The 15,857-nt window shown below is 57.3% G+C and carries 16 protein-coding genes; 9 read left to right on the forward strand and 7 right to left on the reverse strand.

All coding sequences use genetic code 11. The annotated features are described in order from the left end of the window. Positions 1-449: 449 nt before the first annotated feature. The gene (locus GTQ55_RS03740; RefSeq protein ID WP_161857524.1) at positions 450-983 is read right to left on the reverse strand and encodes a MarR family winged helix-turn-helix transcriptional regulator; all 534 of its coding nucleotides are present in this window, start codon (positions 981-983) and stop codon (positions 450-452) included. A 458-nt stretch (positions 984-1,441) separates the two neighbouring features. Here GTQ55_RS03740 and ectA point away from each other — a divergent pair, with 458 nt between their 5' ends. The 6 genes from ectA (at position 1,442) to GTQ55_RS03770 (ending at position 8,007) form a co-directional block, all read left to right on the forward strand. Next, positions 1,442-2,050: a diaminobutyrate acetyltransferase gene (ectA, locus tag GTQ55_RS03745; protein WP_161857525.1), complete on the forward strand. Its 609-nt coding sequence runs from the start codon at positions 1,442-1,444 to the stop codon at positions 2,048-2,050. Between the two features lie 81 nt (positions 2,051-2,131). After that, entirely contained in the window at positions 2,132-3,460 is a 1,329-nt protein-coding gene (ectB, locus tag GTQ55_RS03750; protein WP_161857526.1) for a diaminobutyrate--2-oxoglutarate transaminase, read from the forward strand. A gap of 91 nt (positions 3,461-3,551) precedes the next feature. Next, positions 3,552-3,956 (forward strand): ectoine synthase, encoded by a 405-nt coding sequence (locus GTQ55_RS03755; protein WP_161857527.1) that lies wholly within the window; start codon positions 3,552-3,554, stop codon positions 3,954-3,956. Positions 3,957-4,056: 100 nt separating this feature from the next. Next, entirely contained in the window at positions 4,057-5,502 is a 1,446-nt protein-coding gene (locus GTQ55_RS03760) for an aspartate kinase (protein ID WP_161857528.1), read from the forward strand. Continuing rightward, positions 5,490-6,515: a TPR end-of-group domain-containing protein gene (locus GTQ55_RS03765; RefSeq protein WP_161857529.1), complete on the forward strand. Its 1,026-nt coding sequence runs from the start codon at positions 5,490-5,492 to the stop codon at positions 6,513-6,515. Before GTQ55_RS03760 ends, GTQ55_RS03765 begins: the two co-directional genes overlap by 13 nt. A 73-nt stretch (positions 6,516-6,588) precedes the next feature. Further along, positions 6,589-8,007, forward strand: a complete 1,419-nt coding sequence (locus GTQ55_RS03770) for a sodium/proline symporter (RefSeq protein ID WP_183946607.1) — start codon at positions 6,589-6,591, stop codon at positions 8,005-8,007. Between the two features lie 107 nt (positions 8,008-8,114). On the opposite strand, the gene GTQ55_RS03775 is transcribed toward GTQ55_RS03770, so the two are convergent. The 5 genes from GTQ55_RS03775 to GTQ55_RS03795 form a co-directional block, all read right to left on the reverse strand. Beyond that, positions 8,115-8,681: a YceI family protein gene (locus GTQ55_RS03775; RefSeq protein WP_161857531.1), complete on the reverse strand. Its 567-nt coding sequence runs from the start codon at positions 8,679-8,681 to the stop codon at positions 8,115-8,117. A gap of 105 nt (positions 8,682-8,786) precedes the next feature. Then, positions 8,787-9,341 (reverse strand): cytochrome b, encoded by a 555-nt coding sequence (locus tag GTQ55_RS03780; protein WP_161859999.1) that lies wholly within the window; start codon positions 9,339-9,341, stop codon positions 8,787-8,789. A gap of 253 nt (positions 9,342-9,594) precedes the next feature. Further along, the gene (locus GTQ55_RS03785) at positions 9,595-10,242 is read right to left on the reverse strand and encodes a hypothetical protein (RefSeq protein WP_237567816.1); all 648 of its coding nucleotides are present in this window, start codon (positions 10,240-10,242) and stop codon (positions 9,595-9,597) included. 121 nt (positions 10,243-10,363) lie between these two features. Then, positions 10,364-11,317: a magnesium/cobalt transporter CorA gene (corA, locus tag GTQ55_RS03790; RefSeq protein ID WP_161857533.1), complete on the reverse strand. Its 954-nt coding sequence runs from the start codon at positions 11,315-11,317 to the stop codon at positions 10,364-10,366. A gap of 156 nt (positions 11,318-11,473) precedes the next feature. Beyond that, positions 11,474-11,911 (reverse strand): host attachment protein, encoded by a 438-nt coding sequence (locus GTQ55_RS03795; RefSeq protein WP_161857534.1) that lies wholly within the window; start codon positions 11,909-11,911, stop codon positions 11,474-11,476. A gap of 409 nt (positions 11,912-12,320) precedes the next feature. Here GTQ55_RS03795 and GTQ55_RS03800 point away from each other — a divergent pair, with 409 nt between their 5' ends. From GTQ55_RS03800 to fghA, 3 genes are all read left to right on the forward strand, one after another. Beyond that, positions 12,321-12,950, forward strand: a complete 630-nt coding sequence (locus GTQ55_RS03800) for a hypothetical protein (protein ID WP_161857535.1) — start codon at positions 12,321-12,323, stop codon at positions 12,948-12,950. Positions 12,951-13,213: 263 nt separating this feature from the next. Further along, a complete protein-coding gene (locus GTQ55_RS03805) occupies positions 13,214-14,341 on the forward strand; it encodes an S-(hydroxymethyl)glutathione dehydrogenase/class III alcohol dehydrogenase (RefSeq protein WP_161857536.1) in 1,128 nt (375 codons plus the stop codon). 9 nt (positions 14,342-14,350) lie between these two features. Then, the gene (gene fghA, locus GTQ55_RS03810; RefSeq protein ID WP_161857537.1) at positions 14,351-15,196 is read left to right on the forward strand and encodes an S-formylglutathione hydrolase; all 846 of its coding nucleotides are present in this window, start codon (positions 14,351-14,353) and stop codon (positions 15,194-15,196) included. A gap of 35 nt (positions 15,197-15,231) precedes the next feature. On the opposite strand, the gene GTQ55_RS03815 is transcribed toward fghA, so the two are convergent. After that, a complete protein-coding gene (locus GTQ55_RS03815) occupies positions 15,232-15,843 on the reverse strand; it encodes a hypothetical protein (protein ID WP_183946605.1) in 612 nt (203 codons plus the stop codon). Positions 15,844-15,857: the final 14 nt, after the last annotated feature.

Below are 15,857 nucleotides of genomic sequence, written 5' to 3' on the forward strand. Positions count from 1 at the left end.
GCTGCACGTTGCCGCCCAAGCCTCTTTTTGGTGAAGGTTTTGGCGGCTACCCATACCGGGTAGTGATGCAGAAGTTATCAAGACAGGAAGGCCGGAATGGTTTTCGCCGCGCACGGCCATGTGCGCAACGGTCATGCCAAACTCACTGGGAGAGCGAGGTTGGTATGGGCCAAATCTTCTCATTTGGACACGGTTGTTGCGTGGCGTGGTACACCATGCGCCGGTCCTTCCGGCGTGATCCACGTCTCATATTGGCTGCTGCAACCGAGCTTTTTGCCGCTGTCTTGAGTCAGTAGACGCTAACCCAACGGGCGAGCGTCCACTTTAGTGTTATTGCGCTATTTATACCGGACTGCAGGCTGAATGCAATGACTGGATGTGAATTGCTACCTATCAGGGTAAAGCTTGCTTTGGCGCGCAAATAAACCTGCGGCGATTGCTTGGCGGGATCAACTTCCGTCGTGGTGCTCCGGGTCGTTTTTGTCGTCGTGCGCCGGGATGCTGCGGCTGTCCTTGCGGTCGAGATCGCCCACATCCAGAACCGGGGACGCATCGATATGCTCGGCATCCATCATCAGGGCCACCCGCTGTAGCGAGGAGATGATCATCGATTGCTCCCACTCGCGCAGATCGCGGAACTGTTTGACGAAGTGCTCCTGCAGCGGGGTGGGGGCGTCGCGGATGATCTCGGCACCCTTGTCGGTGAGGTGCGCGTGCACCTTGCGTTTGTCTTCCAGCGAGCGTTCGCGGTAGACCAGTCCGCGCTTTTCCAGGCGGTCGAGAATGGTAGTGACCGTGGCCTGGCTCAGGCTGATCTCCTTCGCCAGGGCGCCGATGGTGACCTGGCCCTGCTCGCGGATCGCCTGCAACAGCAGCAGCTGTGGCGCGGTTAGCCCCGCGGTCTTTACCAGCTGCTTGGAATGCAGGTCGGTGGCGCGGATCAGGCGGCGCAGGGTAATCAATACTTCTTCAATTTTGTCCATCAGCAGCAGGCTCTCGAGTTCGCGACGGCTTATTTGCCTGCGGCCGACTTTAGATCGTGCGTCGTTTTTGTCAATTACCAAGCCGGCGCTGTCGTCGGCTGAAAGTGCGCGGTGCGCGTTTTTTGAACGGTCAGTCGAGCTCTGGGTGTGATTCGGCGACTGTTTCGCCCGGGGTTCACCGGGTGGGCTTTTGCGCCCCCCGATGTTCCGCGCGCCCCGGTAATCATTGGGCTCCGGGTCGGTTTGCGCGTCTTCATTTGAAGCTGCGCTGCTCATATTCTGATCAAGTTGCATGAGGTTTGGCCTTGCACCCTCAACAATGTTTAGAGTACTATGGATTTAAATATTTAGAGCAGTAAATAATTTTTTAGGGAAAAGGTCAAATTTCAGGCGAAATTAAGCGGGGTAAGCACTCCGCCGTTTTTGTTACGGAAGTTTGATACAGATCTAACAATTTGATGACTAAAGGTATTGGTTTGAGCGCCACTAGCGAATTGAAAGAAGACGACTCGACTGACGACAAGGTGAAGCTGGCGCAGCAGGAGGAGACTCGTAACAAGAGTGCCCAGGTTCTGTTGCGCCGCCCGGTCAGCGAAGATGGTGCCGATGTGCACCAGCTGATCGCGGATTGCCCACCTCTGGATACCAACTCCCTCTACTGCAACCTGCTGCAGGCCTGCCACTTCTCCGGCACCAGTGTCGCCGCGGAGCTGGATGGCAAGCTGGTGGGTTTCATCTCCGGTTACATCGTTCCCGAGCGCCCCGACACACTGTTTATCTGGCAGGTGGCGGTAGCGGAACAGGGCCGCGGCATGGGCCTTGCCGGCCGTATGCTGCGCGAGATCCTCGCCCGTCCGGCATGTGCTGACGTGCGCTTCCTGGAAACCACCATCACCCCGGACAACGACGCATCCTGGGCGCTGTTCCGCAGCCTCGCGCGCAAGCTCGAGGCGGACTGTGCCGACTCGGTGATGTTTGATCGCGAGCGCCATTTCAGGGGCCAGCACGACAGCGAAATGCTGCTGCGCATCGGTCCATTTGACGCCTCGCGGAAGGTCGCCGGCTGAGCGGTTAATGCCGCTCTGTGAACTGTTTTTTGTTTTTCCAATTCACCTCTTTAAATCAACGACTCAAAAAGGGTTGTCACAATGAAAGTATTTGACGAAATCGAATCTGAAGTAATGAGTTACGCCCGCGCTTTCCCGCGGGTTTTTAACAAGGCGCAGGGCGAATACCTGTACGACGAAGAAGGCAACCAGTACCTGGACTTCCTCGCCGGTGCCGGCACCCTGAACTACGGCCACAACAACCCCATCTTCAAAAAAGCGCTGCTGGAGTACATCGAGCAGGATGGCATTACCCACGGTCTGGACCTGCATACCAAGGCCAAGCGCGAGTTCCTGGAGTCTTTCTACGAGAACATCCTGAAGCCGCGCGACATGACCTACGTCATGCAGTTCACCGGCCCCACCGGTACCAACGCGGTGGAAGCGGCACTGAAGGTTGCACGTAAATACAAGGGCCGTGAGAACGTGATTTCTTTCACCAACGGCTTCCACGGCTGTAGCCTGGGTGCGCTGGCCGCTACCGGTAACTCACACCACCGCGGTGCTTCCGGTGTGAGCATGAGCAGCGTTGCGCGTATGCCTTACGACGGTTACCTGGGTGACGAGTTCGACACCACGGCATACCTGGACAAGGTGCTGAGCGATTCCTCAAGCGGTATCGACCATCCGGCGGCGGTACTGGTGGAAACCGTACAGGGTGAAGGCGGTATCAATGCTGCCAGCGTTGAGTGGCTGCGCAACCTGCAGGACGTGTGTCACAAGCACGATGTACTGCTGATTGTCGATGACATTCAGGCGGGCTGTGGCCGTACCGGTAGCTACTTCAGCTTTGAGGAAGCGGGTATCAAGCCGGACATCGTTACCCTGTCCAAATCCCTGAGTGGCTACGGCCTGCCGTTTGCGGTTGTCCTGATGAAGCCGGAGCTGGACCAGTGGAAGCCGGGTGAGCACAACGGTACTTTCCGCGGTAACAACCTGGCCTTCGTCACTGCCAAGGCAGCCATCGACCACTACTGGAGCGATGACAAGTTTGCCAAGGAAGTGCTGCGCAAAGGTGAGTACATCGAGAAGCGCCTGCAAACCATCGTCGACAAATACGGCGACGGCAATATGACCACCCGCGGTCGCGGTATGTTCCGTGGCCTGAACTGCGTAAGCGGCGAGCTGGCCGACAAGATCACCACTGAAGCGTTCCGCAACGGCCTGGTTATCGAGACCAGTGGTGCGGATGACCACGTTGTGAAAACCCTGTGCCCGCTGACCATCAGCGATGAAAACCTCACCAAGGCGCTGGATATTGTGGAAGCCGCTGTAGCCAAAGTGCTGAAAGGCGAAGATGTGCCGGAAGAAAAAGACTTCTTCGCGGACGATGTTGAGCAGGAAAACCGCACCCTCGCGGGCGCAGCCTGATCGACCAGGTATTGAACGACATGCGGCCGCATTGACGGCCGCATTTTTCCAAGACCAGAAATTCAAACACTGATTTTAAATAGAGTTAGTAATGATCGTAAGAAAACTGCAAGAAGCCGAACAAACCAATCGTCGTATTGTTTCCGAGGGCTGGGAGAGCACTCGCCTGTTGCTGAAGAACGACAACATGGGCTTCTCTTTCCATATCACCACCATCTATGAAGGCGCTGACCTGCACCTGCATTACCAGAATCACCTGGAGTCTGTTTACTGCATCTCCGGTGAAGGCTCCGTAATGGCGGAAGAGGACGGTGTGGTACATGAGATCACTCCGGGCACCATCTATATTCTGGACAAGAACGACAAGCACGTACTCAAGGCCAAATCTGAAATGAAGATGGCCTGTGTTTTCAACCCTCCTTTGCACGGTAAAGAAGTGCATAACGCGGAAGGCGCCTACGAGCTGGAAGCGGAAGAGGTAAAGGACGAAAAATAAGCCGGTTGTGACAAACATAGCAGCGGAGTTCTGGGGCACTACCCGCAAATATTTTGGTGCTCCACCCGAACCTACTGAAATCGGTAAACGAAAGGATCCCATGAAGACACATACGGTTGAAAAAATTGGCGGCACGTCCATGAGTGACTACCGCGCAGTACGTGACAACATCATTCTGAAAAACGGCAAAGCGAAAGCGGAAGGGTTGTACCAGCGTGTTTTCGTGGTATCTGCCTATGGCGGTATTACCGACATGCTGCTGGAGCATAAAAAATCCGGACGCCCGGGGGTGTTTGCCCTGTTTGCCGGTGCCGATGACGAGCGTGAATGGTCGGATGCGGTAGCCGGGCTGCGTGCGCGCATGGAAGAAATCAACGCAACCCTGTTCCACGACGATGTGACGCTGGCCAAGGCCAATGGCTTTATCGGCGAGCGACTGGACGACGCGGCCAATTGTCTTGGAGACCTCGAGCGGGTGTGCCAGCACGGTCACTTCGCCCTGGAGGGCCACCTGGATGTGGTCAGCGAAATGCTCGCCAGCCTGGGTGAGGCGCACAGCGCATGGAACACGGTGCAGCTGCTCAAGCAGGAAGGAATCAATGCGCGCTTTATCGACCTGACCGGTTGGCGCGATGGCGAGCATATGACCCTGGACGAGCGTATCGAGCGTGCCTTCGCCGATGTCGACTTTGACAGCGAGTTGCCGATTGCAACGGGCTATGCCCACACCGCTGACGGCCTGATGAAGACCTTCGCACGTGGTTACAGTGAAATGACCTTCAGCCGCATCGCCGTGAAAACCGGTGCCAGCGAAGCGATCATTCACAAGGAGTACCACCTGAGCAGTGCCGATCCGCGCCTGGTAGGCGAAGAGCAGGCGGTGCCGATCGGTCGTACCAATTACGACGTTGCGGACCAGCTGGCGAATCTCGGTATGGAGGCAATCCACCCCCGCGCAGCCAAAGGTCTGCGCCAGCAGGAGATCCCGCTGCGGGTGATGAACACCTTTGAGCCCGAGCACCGCGGCACACTGGTCACTGGCGACTATGTAAGCGACACACCGCAGGTGGAAATCATCGCGGGGCGTAAAAACATCTATGCTGTTGAATGTTTCGATCAGGATATGATGGGCAGCATGACCAGTTACGACCGGGCGATCAACGAAATCATTGCGCGCTTCAAGGGCAGTGTGGTGACCAAGGATACCAACGCCAACACCATTACCCACTACCTGGGCAACAACCTGAAGACCGTCAAGCGGATCAAGAAAGCCATTGGCGAGTTGTTCCCGGATTGCGACATCCAGGTGCGCAAAGTGGCGGTGGTTTCCGCTATTGGCAGTGACATGAAAATCTCCGGGATGCTGTCCCGGGCGGTGAGTGCGCTGGCCAATTCCACCATCAGCATTCTCGCGGTGCACCAGTCGATGCGCCAGGTAGACATGCAGTTTGTGATCGACGAAAGCGATTACGAAAGTGCGGTCAAAAGCCTGCACGCCGCACTGGTCGAAGTGCACGAACACGGCGACGCAATATGCGCAGCCTGATTTTGGCACTGACTCACCGACTGCCGCCAGCTTTGCTGGCGGCAGTGTTCGTTGTGACCTGTGCTTTTTTATCCGCAGGTGAGTCAGCGCAGGCACAGGATGCCGACACTCAGGAGGCACCGGTTGTTACCGCTGAAGAGGCGGCGGAAAACAAGAAAAAGCTGGAAGAGCTGGATCGGGTGTCTGATGCGGTAGACGAGATCAACAAGCCGCTCTACAGCCCGTTTATCGAGCGCTATGTGCTTGATGAACTGAAGCAGCTGCGGGTGGATATGGCGGCACAAAAGGTCTCTCTGACCGAAAACATTGTCGACCGCCAACTGAGTGCTGCCGACAAGGCGATTACCTACGCCACCGATACCATCACCTATTTCTTTTACCTGATCGCTGGATTCAGTTCCCTGCTGGTGATCATGGGCTGGACCTCCATTCGCGATGTAAAGGAGAAGGTACACACCCTCGCCAATCAGGAAATTTCCAGCCTGGTGGAGCAATACGAAGAGCGTCTGCGCAGTATCGAAGAACAGCTTTCTGAAAAGACCCAGCATATCGAGCACAACCGGGATGAGATCGAATTGACCCAGGAGGTTCACTCCCTGTGGCTGCGGGCCGGACGCGAGCAGACCCCCACCGGGAAGATTGCTGTCTACGACCAGATCCTGAAGTTGCGCCAGGACGACGGCGAAGCGCTGACCTACAAAGCCGATGCAGTACTGGAGCTGGACGAGCCCCAGTGGGCGATTAACCTGTGCCTGCAGGCACTGCAGATCGACAGCGAAAACGGCAATGCCTACTACCAGCTGGCTTGCGCTTACGCCTATCTGGAGCAGTGGGAGGAGTCCATTAGCTATTTGCGGAAGGCGCTGGATATCTCTACGGCATACCGCGACGAGGCGCTGGAAGATTCAGCGTTTAACGGGCTGTATGAACTGGAAGAGTTTGCCGAGTTGATGGGGATTCAGCCCGAGAGCACGGGTGGTCGTGCCGAGGGTGATCAGGAAGGGGCGCGCTGACCGCGCCCGCCCAGATAAATACAACGGCTGTACAAAACCAATAACTATTTGAAACTGCTTTAGGGGAATGGACGTGCTGATCAGCTTTCTGTTTTTTCTTTCTTTATTTGCCGCGGTGGGGATCAGTTCCTACCGCAAAAGCCGCGGCACCAAAAAAGATTATTATCTCGCGAGTCAGGACGTATCGCCCATGCTGGTGGGGTTGTCCGCTGTGGCCACCAACAACAGCGGTTACATGTTCATCGGTGTGATTGGCTATACCTACGCCACCGGTCTCGCCTCCATCTGGCTGATGCTCGGCTGGATTCTTGGGGATTTCCTCGGCTCCCTGTGGATGCATAAAAACCTTCGCGAGGCGGCCAAGCGCAGCGGTGAATCCAGTTATGCGGGTGTACTGGCCTGCTGGCAGGGCTCGCGCTTCGGCAACTGGCAAAAGCTTGCCGGTGTCCTCTCCCTGCTGTTCCTGCTCGCCTATGCCAGCGCGCAGCTGGTGGCCGGTAGTAAAGCCCTCTATGTAGTGCTGGACCTGCCCATCTGGAGTGGCGCGGTGATCGGTGGTGTGATCGTCGCTGCATACTGCCTCGCCGGCGGTATCCGCGCATCCATCTGGACGGACGCGGCGCAGTCACTGGTGATGGTGGTTGCCATGGGCTTGTTGCTGTATGTCGCCACGCAATCCGTAGGTGGCCTGGGTGCGGCCTGGCAGCAGATGGGGCAGGTGGAAGGCTTCCTCAACTGGTATCCGCAGGACCTCCTGCTGCCAGGGCTTGCTGGTGGTGTGCTGTTTGCCTTGAGCTGGCTGTTTGCGGGTATTTCCGTGGTGGGCCAACCGCACGTCATGGTGCGCTTTATGGCACTGGACAACGCCGGACACATGGTTCAGGCGCGCTGCTGGTATTACCTGTGGTTTACGATTTTCTACTTTATGGCCACGGGTGTGGGCATGCTGTCACGGATCATGTTGAGCGACCCGGGTTCATTCGATGCGGAGCTGGCGCTGCCGATGATGGCAATGGAACTGCTGTCTCCGGTGTTCGTAGGCCTGATTCTCGCGGGTATATTTGCGGCGACCATGTCGACTGCGGATTCGCTGGTATTAAGCTGCTCCGCTGCTATTACCAGCGACATCCTGCCAAAGAGCACGGAAGACACCCGGGTGCTGAAATTGGCCACCGTCGGTATCACCGCGGCGGCGGTGATCTGGGCGCTGTCGAATGATCAGAGCGTGTTCAGCCTGGTAGTGATGAGTTGGTCCGCGCTCGCCTCGGCATTTGCCCCGCTACTGATGGTGCTGGCCGCAGGCGGGCGGCCATCACAGAAACTGGCAATCACCATGAGTGTACTCGGCCTCGCGACCGCGCTGATCTGGCGTTGGCTGGGTTGGCATGCACATATCTATGAAGGTATGCCGGGAATCCTGATGGGGCTTGTGGTGTTTGCCGTTGGACGCTTGCTGGAAAGAGAGCCGGTGACCAAAGCGGTAAATGCCTGACAGGTTTACGCGTTACTGGCGTGGTCTCGAGCAACAAAAAACCCGGCATAATGCCGGGTTTTTTGTTGCTCCATCCTGTGAGATAGAGATGTGCTTCTCGGGGAGGATTACTGACGGATACCTTCCACGTCCAGAATCATTTCCACGGTCTGGGAAGCTGGACCCAGGTCGTAGTCTATGCCGAAGTCTTTCAGCTTGAATTCCGTGGTGCCGGTAAAGCCCTGACGGTAGCCGCCCCAGGGATCCTTGCCACCGCCGATTTCGGACACATCGATGGTGATTGGCTTGGTAACGCCGTGCAGGGTCAGATCACCTTTTAGCAGCGCCTTGCCATCGCCATTCGGTTCAAAGCTGGTGCTCTTGAACGTGGCTGTGGGGAACTTGCCCACGTTCAGGAAGTCTTCGCCACGCAGGTGCTTGTCACGCTCTGCGTGGTTGCTGTTCAGGCTAGTGGTGTCCACGGTCACCTGTACTGAGGAATCTTGCGGCTTGGCTTCGTCGTACACAAAGCTGCCATCGAACTTGTCAAAGCGCCCATAGAGCCAGCTGTAGCCCAGGTGCTTGATACGGAACTGGACGAACGCGTGCGCGCCTTTGGTGTCGATCTGGTATTCCGCTGCCTGTGCGGAAGCGCCTACCAGGGTAGCGAACAGTAATACGGCAAGTCTTTTCATGTTTCAGGTTCCTATTGGTCGTTTTACAGATGGATTGTGTTTCGGGTTGTTGAGCCGGCCTGTCGCCGGTCAGGTCAAGGCTGTAAATACATGTTTCGTTGATGCTTATCCGCGTGGGGCTCGGCCAAGCATTTTTATCAGCGTTCTGTCCTTGTTGACGAAGTGGTGCTTGAACGCCGCAAGCCCGTGCAGCACAACCAGCCCCATCAGCGCCCATGCCAGCCACTTGTGAATGGATCCGGCAATATCTTCCTGGTTTTCCAGCCCGTGCAGGGTTGCCGGTACGCTGAACCAGTTGAACACCTCGATGGCGCGGCCGTCCGCGGTGCTGATCAGGTAACCGGAAACGAAAATCACCAGCAGCAGGCCGTAGATCAGCCCGTGTGCGGCGCCTGCCGCGCGCTGCTGCCAGCGCGGCGCCGGCTCCGGAGCCGGTTCGACATTTGCCCAGCGCCATACCAGACGTGCAGCCAGCAGCATCAGCAGCAATATCCCCACCGACTTGTGGATATCCGGACCCTGACGGTACCAGGGGTCGTAGTAGGACAGCCCCACCATCCACCAGCCGAGGGCAAACATGCCGATGATGGCGGGCGCCATCAGCCAGTGAAAGAGTACGGCCACCCAGCCGTAATGGGTTGTGCTGTTGCGGGTCTGCACGACGGACTCCGTCTGTGGTTTGGGATAATGGTTTCGATCGATGGGTTTAATACGATCTATCGATGCGGGCATTATAAAAATTCTGTGGCGCTGGAATAGCGCAAAAAGCCGGTGCTATTTTTCGAAAAAATCGCACCGGGGTGAGTCGAGCTTTGCGGGAAATTATGGTTGAGCGTTGCCGGGCGTAGCACGGTAGGCCCGGTACTGGGGAAGTCGCGCCGGTTCAGCGCGCGGCGAGAGTGGTGGCTGGCGGTCAGTAGTGGCTGGCGTGCTGGCGCTCGGCGGCGTTCAGGACTTTGCCGAGCAGGCTCGGCTCCAGCTTGGTGCGGTTGCTGAGCTGATGGGTGAGCCATTCCAGGTCGTGGGGGGATTCACTGCTGTCCCGTCCGTTTTCCATCGCCAGCTGTTCCAGCTGCCAGATCACGTCGAGTAACAGGTCCGGTTCCAGTGCCTGTTCTTCGTCCGCCTTGAACAGATGGCTTTCCAGGCGGTCCAGGTCCCGGCGCTTTACGACCAGTTCCGCGTAGTTCGGGTACCAGCGGCTGCTGAATGGCTCCGGGCGACGGCTGAAATCGAAGGTGATCTGCAGGCGATTTCCATTGCCGTCGCGGAGTGTCGGGGTGTCGTTTTCCTCCGCGGGCAGGGCGGGGCGCTGGCGCAGTATGCCGACTATGGCGCGCCAATCACTGCTGTATTCCGGGCACAGCCGCAGCGGCTCGGTGAGTTCGGTTTTCGGCTTGCCCGGACGGTCGATGTAGGCAAGCTGTTGGCCCGGGCGGTACCAGTAGAGGTCCAGGGTATGGTCTTCGGCCAGGCGCGCCAGGTCGTCGCTGGTCAGGGGATCTTCCGACAGGGCGCTCAGATGGTCAACGGCCTGCTGCACGCTGAGCCAGCGCCGCATATGGAAGGGTTTTCCTGCTGATTTTTCCGATCCGTTACCGCCCGCCGTCGCCATTATTGCCCTGCTTCCCTGTAGTGCTTTTGACCCTCTAAAGATTAGCAGTTGGCGGTGATTTTGGTGGCTACAGCCACCCTTTCTTCTTGAAGTACAGGTAGGGCGCCATGCCTGCCATCAGCATCAGCAGCAGTGCCCACGGGTAGCCGAGTAGCCACTCCAGTTCCGGCATGTGTTCAAAGTTCATGCCGTAGATGCTCGCGACCATGGTCGGGGGCAGGAAGACCACGGCGGCGATGGAGAAGATTTTGATGATCTTGTTCTGTTCGATATTGATAAAGCCCTGGGTGGAGTCCATCAGGAAGTTGATCTTCTCGAACAGGAAGGTGGTGTGGGACATCAGTGTGTCGATGTCGCGCAATATGCCCCAGCAGCTTTCACGCAGCTCCGGGTCATCTTTCAGATGGCGCTGCAGGAAGGCGATGGAGCGCTGGGTATCCATCAGGCACAGGCGAATCTTGCCGTTGGAATCCTCGAGTTTGGCGAGGTGGTCGATGGCTTCCTCCAGGTCCGCTTCTTCATCTTCCAGCACCAGGTGGCTGACTTCTCCCAGTTTCAGGTAGTTGTCTTCCAGCGCGTCGGCGAGATTTTCCACCTTCTGTTCAAACAGCAGGATCAGCAGTTCCTGCGCGTTGTGCGCTTCCACCTGGTTGCGGCGGGCACGCATGCGCAGCAGGCGGAAGTCGGCCAGTTCGCTGTCGCGTACGGTGATCAGGCGTTGCGGCTGGAGGATGAAAGCCGCGGTAGAGGTTTCGTGGCGACCTTCACTCTGGGTAAGGTACAGGGAGTGCACATGGATGCCCGCGGCGTCGATAAAGTATCGGGCGGAGGATTCCAGCTCTTCGACGTCTTCGGATTCGGGAAGCTCGGTACGCAACAGCTGTTCCAGCAGGTCGCGCTCGTTCTCCTCCGGATCCTGGAGGTCAATCCACGCAGCGTCTGACAGGGGTTGGCTCTGATAGTCGCTGCCGGCGTATGTCTCTTTGATCTTGCCGCGCTGGATTTGGAACAGTCTCAGCATTACCGCTTCCTTGGTCGTCAGAATGACTCCCGGGCAGGGCTGCCCGGGAGGTTAGTGACCGGAATGGTGTCAGGCTGTCGACAACAAATCAATCGCCGCCACCGGCAAGGGGCTGCGCTGAGACTACTTCCCCATAACTGGCTTGTCGCAGCCGGTTTACAACCAGGTGGGCAGTTGTGCCCGGATCTCCTCGCTGTCGCAGGAGGCGAGATTTTTGCGTGACTCACCGGCAATCGTTGCGAGGCAGGGTGAGCTCATGGACTGGCGCAAGCTGCCGGCCATTGACGGCTCTGCAACGATGTACAGACGGTCAAAGCGCCCTTCCTGACGGCCCTTTTCCAGAGTGTGCGCGATATCGCGGGCGAATTTTTGTGCGCCCTGTTTGCGCAGACTGGTGGGTTCAGACATCGCATGGCGACCCTGACCGGCGCTGTCGAAGGCCCTTCCCGGGGCATCACTGACCAGTTCATGCGCCTTCATGCGCCCTTCCGGATAAACAAGAGATTCTATTTCATTGAGTGAGCCCGCACGTTTTTCCGCTTCAAATACGCGGGCGTGAGTATGGTTGGCTACCAGAACCCAGGCTTTTGACATGGCCGTATACCTCTTTTTTTGCTGAGTCTTTCCCCCAAATGTTAGGACGGGGTCGGCCGGGTTCCTATTGTTCTGGTTATTAAGATTCTGTTTAACACGGTGCTCCCGACAATCGAATCAGGTTATGCCGTAGAACCTGATCGTAAGCTCTCCGGTAAATATGCTGTGAAATGACTCACTAACCGGTGTTTGGTCGCTATCTGGCCCGTTGGTTGCAAGGGGTTGAGGGTTAAATGGTTGATGACTTGCTTGCTGGTGCCGCAGCGCAGCCAGGTTCGCCAACCTGAACCCATTGGGAGCGGAATCCATGCCTTACAAAATTATCTGTTTACCTTCACTAAACGCATTCACTCGTGCATCTCTCTTTTCGCTATCCATCGTGACATCAGCCCTTTCGCCAGTGACCGCGATGGCCAAGAGTTCGGACAGCTGGCTGGGACTAGGCAGTGAGGATCCGCTTATCCGGCTGGCGGTCACGCCGGTGGAGATCCGGATCGAGGCACCGACGCCCCTAACCGGGAATAATCTGGAACTTTTGCTGGCACTGTCCGGTAGCGATGGCGGGCTGGGGGAAATGCGCGAAAAGGCGAGCCGGGAATTCAGGGCCTATCTCGATCGCGAGGTCCAGCAGCGGTTTGGAGCGTTCTTTGAGGATGAGCGGGTTCACCTGGTGGACAGCAGGGCGCCACTCACCCTGCATACGGATTTCGATATTGCGATTCGTCAGAAGATCCTGGATATCTTCAGCAGCAAAGACTACGACCTGGAAAAGGGAACCATGACGGTATACGGGAAGTTCCATTATCGCCTGCAGGGTGCGACTGCGGATGCGCCGGTTCTGCGCGAAGGCACCATCGATCTGTCAGATCTGGACCTGCGGGCCCGCTACCGTACCCGCGCGCCGAAGGGCGGCGGCGTGGTGGAAGATACCACCCGTGAGGCGACCGAGCGCCTGTTGGCCGAGATTGCCGAAGAAGTGCTCGATCAAGTCGAGGATGCACTGGAAGCGGACTCCCTGCTGGAATTGGCTCGGAGATAATTCCGGCAGGGCTGCTCGTTTGCTCCAGGGCAGCCCGTCTCATCCTCCCAATGCCTACCATTTTGCCCGCGCCTACCGCTTGAATCGAACCTGCCTGACAAATCCTGTCGCAATTCTTTGAATTGATACACTGGCACCAGTAGGGTGCAATGAAGCGACAGCTGCCCCAGGGGTGTGCAAATCCGGGGCGTCGCTGGCCGGTGATCTGTTAAGCTGTGGCACAGGTTCGGCGGTTGCTGAAGAGAGTCAAAAGAGGATTGGATATGTCTGCAGAGACCATCAAGTGTAAAGCGGCGGTGGCCTGGAAGGCGGGAGCGCCGCTCTCGATCGAAGAAGTTGAGGTGGCGCCGCCCAAGGCGGGTGAAGTGCGGATCAAGCTGATCGCAACCGGCGTGTGTCATACGGATGCCTTTACGCTTTCCGGGGATGATCCGGAAGGTGTTTTCCCAGCCATTCTCGGGCACGAAGGCGGCGGAATTGTAGAGTCCGTAGGCGAGGGGGTTACCAGTGTCGCGGTAGGCGATCATGTGATCCCGCTGTACACACCGGAGTGTGGTGAGTGCAAATTCTGCAAGTCAGGCAAGACCAATCTGTGTCAGAAAATTCGCGCCACTCAGGGGCAGGGGCTGATGCCGGATGGCACCACACGCTTCTCTGTTAACGGCAAGCCGATCTACCACTATATGGGTACCTCGACATTTTCCGAGTACACCGTGGTGCCGGAAATCTCAGTCGCCAAGGTGAACAAAAATGCGCCGCTGGAAGAGGTTTGCCTGCTGGGGTGTGGCGTAACCACCGGCATGGGGGCGGTGGCGAACACGGCCAAGGTAGAAGAAGGCGCAACGGTCGCGGTATTTGGCCTCGGCGGCATTGGCCTGGCGACCATCATCGGCGCGCGCCTGGCGAAGGCGTCGCGCATCATCGCTATCGATATCAATGAAAGTAAATTCGAGCTGGCGAAGAAGCTCGGCGCCACGGACTGTATCAATCCCAAGAAATACGACAAGCCGATTCAGGAAGTGATTGTCGAGCTGACCGATGGCGGAGTGGACTATTCCTTCGAGTGTATCGGCAATGTCAACGTCATGCGTTCGGCACTGGAGTGTTGTCACAAGGGCTGGGGTGAATCGGTGATTATCGGTGTGGCCGGTGCCGGGCAGGAAATCAGTACCCGGCCGTTCCAGCTGGTGACCGGGCGTGTGTGGCGGGGAACTGCATTCGGGGGCGTCAAGGGGCGTTCGCAGTTGCCGGATTATGTGGAGCGCTACCTGGCCGGTGAATTCCAGCTCGACGATTTTATTACCCACACCATGCCGCTCGAAAAAATCAACGAGGCCTTCGATCTGATGCACGAAGGCAAGAGCATTCGCAGTGTAATTCACTACAAGTAAGGTATATCGATGACGCTAGAACTTGTCAGCAAAACCCAGTGCTTCGATGGTAGCCAGTGTCAATACACCCATCGATCGGAAGTGCTCGATTGCGAGATGCGCTTTTCAATTTTCCTGCCCTCGCAAGCGGAAAAGGAGCAGCGATTCCCGGTGCTCTACTGGCTCTCCGGACTTACCTGCACCGACGAAAATTTTTCCCAGAAGGCGGGCGCCCAGCGCATGGCGGCCGAGTTGGGTATTGTGCTGGTCATTCCGGACACGAGCCCACGCGGTGATTCAGTGCCGGATAATGAAAGCTATGATCTCGGGAAAGGCGCGGGGTATTACGTGAATGCCACCCAGACGCCATGGAAATCGCACTACCAGATGTATGACTATCTGGTGAAGGAATTGCCGGAGCTGGTGGAGGACACTTTCCCGGTGAGTGATCGCCGCGCCATCAGTGGGCACTCCATGGGCGGGCACGGCGCGCTGACCATCGCGCTGAAGAATCCCGGTCGCTATATCTCGGTGTCCGCATTCAGTCCCATCTGTAACCCGATGGCCTGCCCCTGGGGAGAAAAGGCCCTGGCGGCCTACCTGGGGCCGGACAAAACCCTTTGGGAGGAATACGATGCGACCGTCTTGCTGAGCCGCTCAACCGAACGGTTGCCGATACTGATATCCCAGGGCGAAGCGGACCAGTTTCTCGAAGAGCAGCTAAAGCCAAATGCACTGAAGGCCGCGGCCGAAGCGGCAGGCTACCCGCTTAAACTGGAGTTTCATGCGGGCTACGACCACAGCTATTACTTTATCGCTACGTTTATCGAGCAGCACCTGCGGTTTCACGCCGACTATCTGCTGCATATCGATTGATCAGTTGAGCCAGCCGGCACCCTGGCGTCCTGGGATCAATAGCCCCAGGGTGCCGGGGGTGTGGCTACGGGCTGGGTCAGGTCAAACTGGACTCGAAACTCGCGTCCATTCGGCCTGGTGAGTTCGTAGATGAAGTTTTCCCCGGGGTGAATCTCCATCGCCCAGGTATTGTTCAGTGACGCATCTAACCCTTCGCGCTTGAACGTTGCTATCGACTCCTCGTCGACCGGAAACTCCTGCCGGAATTGCGTCCCCGCATTCCTGGTATCACCGCCATACATGGTGACCGCATCTTCACTGCCATCTTCGTGGCGATGGTCGTGCTTCAGACGCAAACCGTTCCCGGTGCGTGTGAGAATCCAGGTGCGGGAGTGGTCTTCTCCCACATGGAAGGGAATACGGATCTCGCTCGCGGGGTTCTCGCAGCCGCGTACATGCATCACCAGCGTTTTGCCCTCGAAGGAATCCGGCGTATTGGAGCGGGGTTCGTTGATGGTAATTTTTCCGGCGAAGGCCTTGCCACAGTACGCGGCGATATTGGTGAGAAAGTCATCGGCTGCATGCCGGGACTCGGGGCGTGGCTCACAGGCGGCCGTAAAGATGGCGCTGAGAAAAACGAGAAGGGTTTTGCAGGCCTGACTGTGCATCGGATTTATCCCTT

The organism is Microbulbifer hydrolyticus, from assembly GCF_009931115.1.
In the GTDB taxonomy this organism is placed as follows: Bacteria; Pseudomonadota; Gammaproteobacteria; order Pseudomonadales; family Cellvibrionaceae; genus Microbulbifer; species Microbulbifer hydrolyticus.

Excerpts from the sequence above, each read along its gene's own strand:
- GTQ55_RS03740 (WP_161857524.1), bottom strand. The coding sequence starts at position 983 with ATGGACAAAATTGAAGAAGTATTGATTACCCTGCGCCGCCTGATCCGC.
- ectA (WP_161857525.1), top strand. The coding sequence starts at position 1,442 with ATGACTAAAGGTATTGGTTTGAGCGCCACTAGCGAATTGAAAGAAGAC.
- ectB (WP_161857526.1), top strand. The coding sequence starts at position 2,132 with ATGAAAGTATTTGACGAAATCGAATCTGAAGTAATGAGTTACGCCCGC.
- GTQ55_RS03755 (WP_161857527.1), top strand. The coding sequence starts at position 3,552 with ATGATCGTAAGAAAACTGCAAGAAGCCGAACAAACCAATCGTCGTATT.
- GTQ55_RS03760 (WP_161857528.1), top strand. The coding sequence starts at position 4,057 with ATGAAGACACATACGGTTGAAAAAATTGGCGGCACGTCCATGAGTGAC.
- GTQ55_RS03765 (WP_161857529.1), top strand. The coding sequence starts at position 5,490 with ATGCGCAGCCTGATTTTGGCACTGACTCACCGACTGCCGCCAGCTTTG.
- GTQ55_RS03775 (WP_161857531.1), bottom strand. The coding sequence starts at position 8,681 with ATGAAAAGACTTGCCGTATTACTGTTCGCTACCCTGGTAGGCGCTTCC.
- GTQ55_RS03785 (WP_237567816.1), bottom strand. The coding sequence starts at position 10,242 with ATGCGGCGCTGGCTCAGCGTGCAGCAGGCCGTTGACCATCTGAGCGCC.
- corA (WP_161857533.1), bottom strand. The coding sequence starts at position 11,317 with ATGCTGAGACTGTTCCAAATCCAGCGCGGCAAGATCAAAGAGACATAC.
- GTQ55_RS03795 (WP_161857534.1), bottom strand. The coding sequence starts at position 11,911 with ATGTCAAAAGCCTGGGTTCTGGTAGCCAACCATACTCACGCCCGCGTA.
- GTQ55_RS03800 (WP_161857535.1), top strand. The coding sequence starts at position 12,321 with ATGGCCAAGAGTTCGGACAGCTGGCTGGGACTAGGCAGTGAGGATCCG.
- GTQ55_RS03805 (WP_161857536.1), top strand. The coding sequence starts at position 13,214 with ATGTCTGCAGAGACCATCAAGTGTAAAGCGGCGGTGGCCTGGAAGGCG.
- fghA (WP_161857537.1), top strand. The coding sequence starts at position 14,351 with ATGACGCTAGAACTTGTCAGCAAAACCCAGTGCTTCGATGGTAGCCAG.
- GTQ55_RS03815 (WP_183946605.1), bottom strand. The coding sequence starts at position 15,843 with ATGCACAGTCAGGCCTGCAAAACCCTTCTCGTTTTTCTCAGCGCCATC.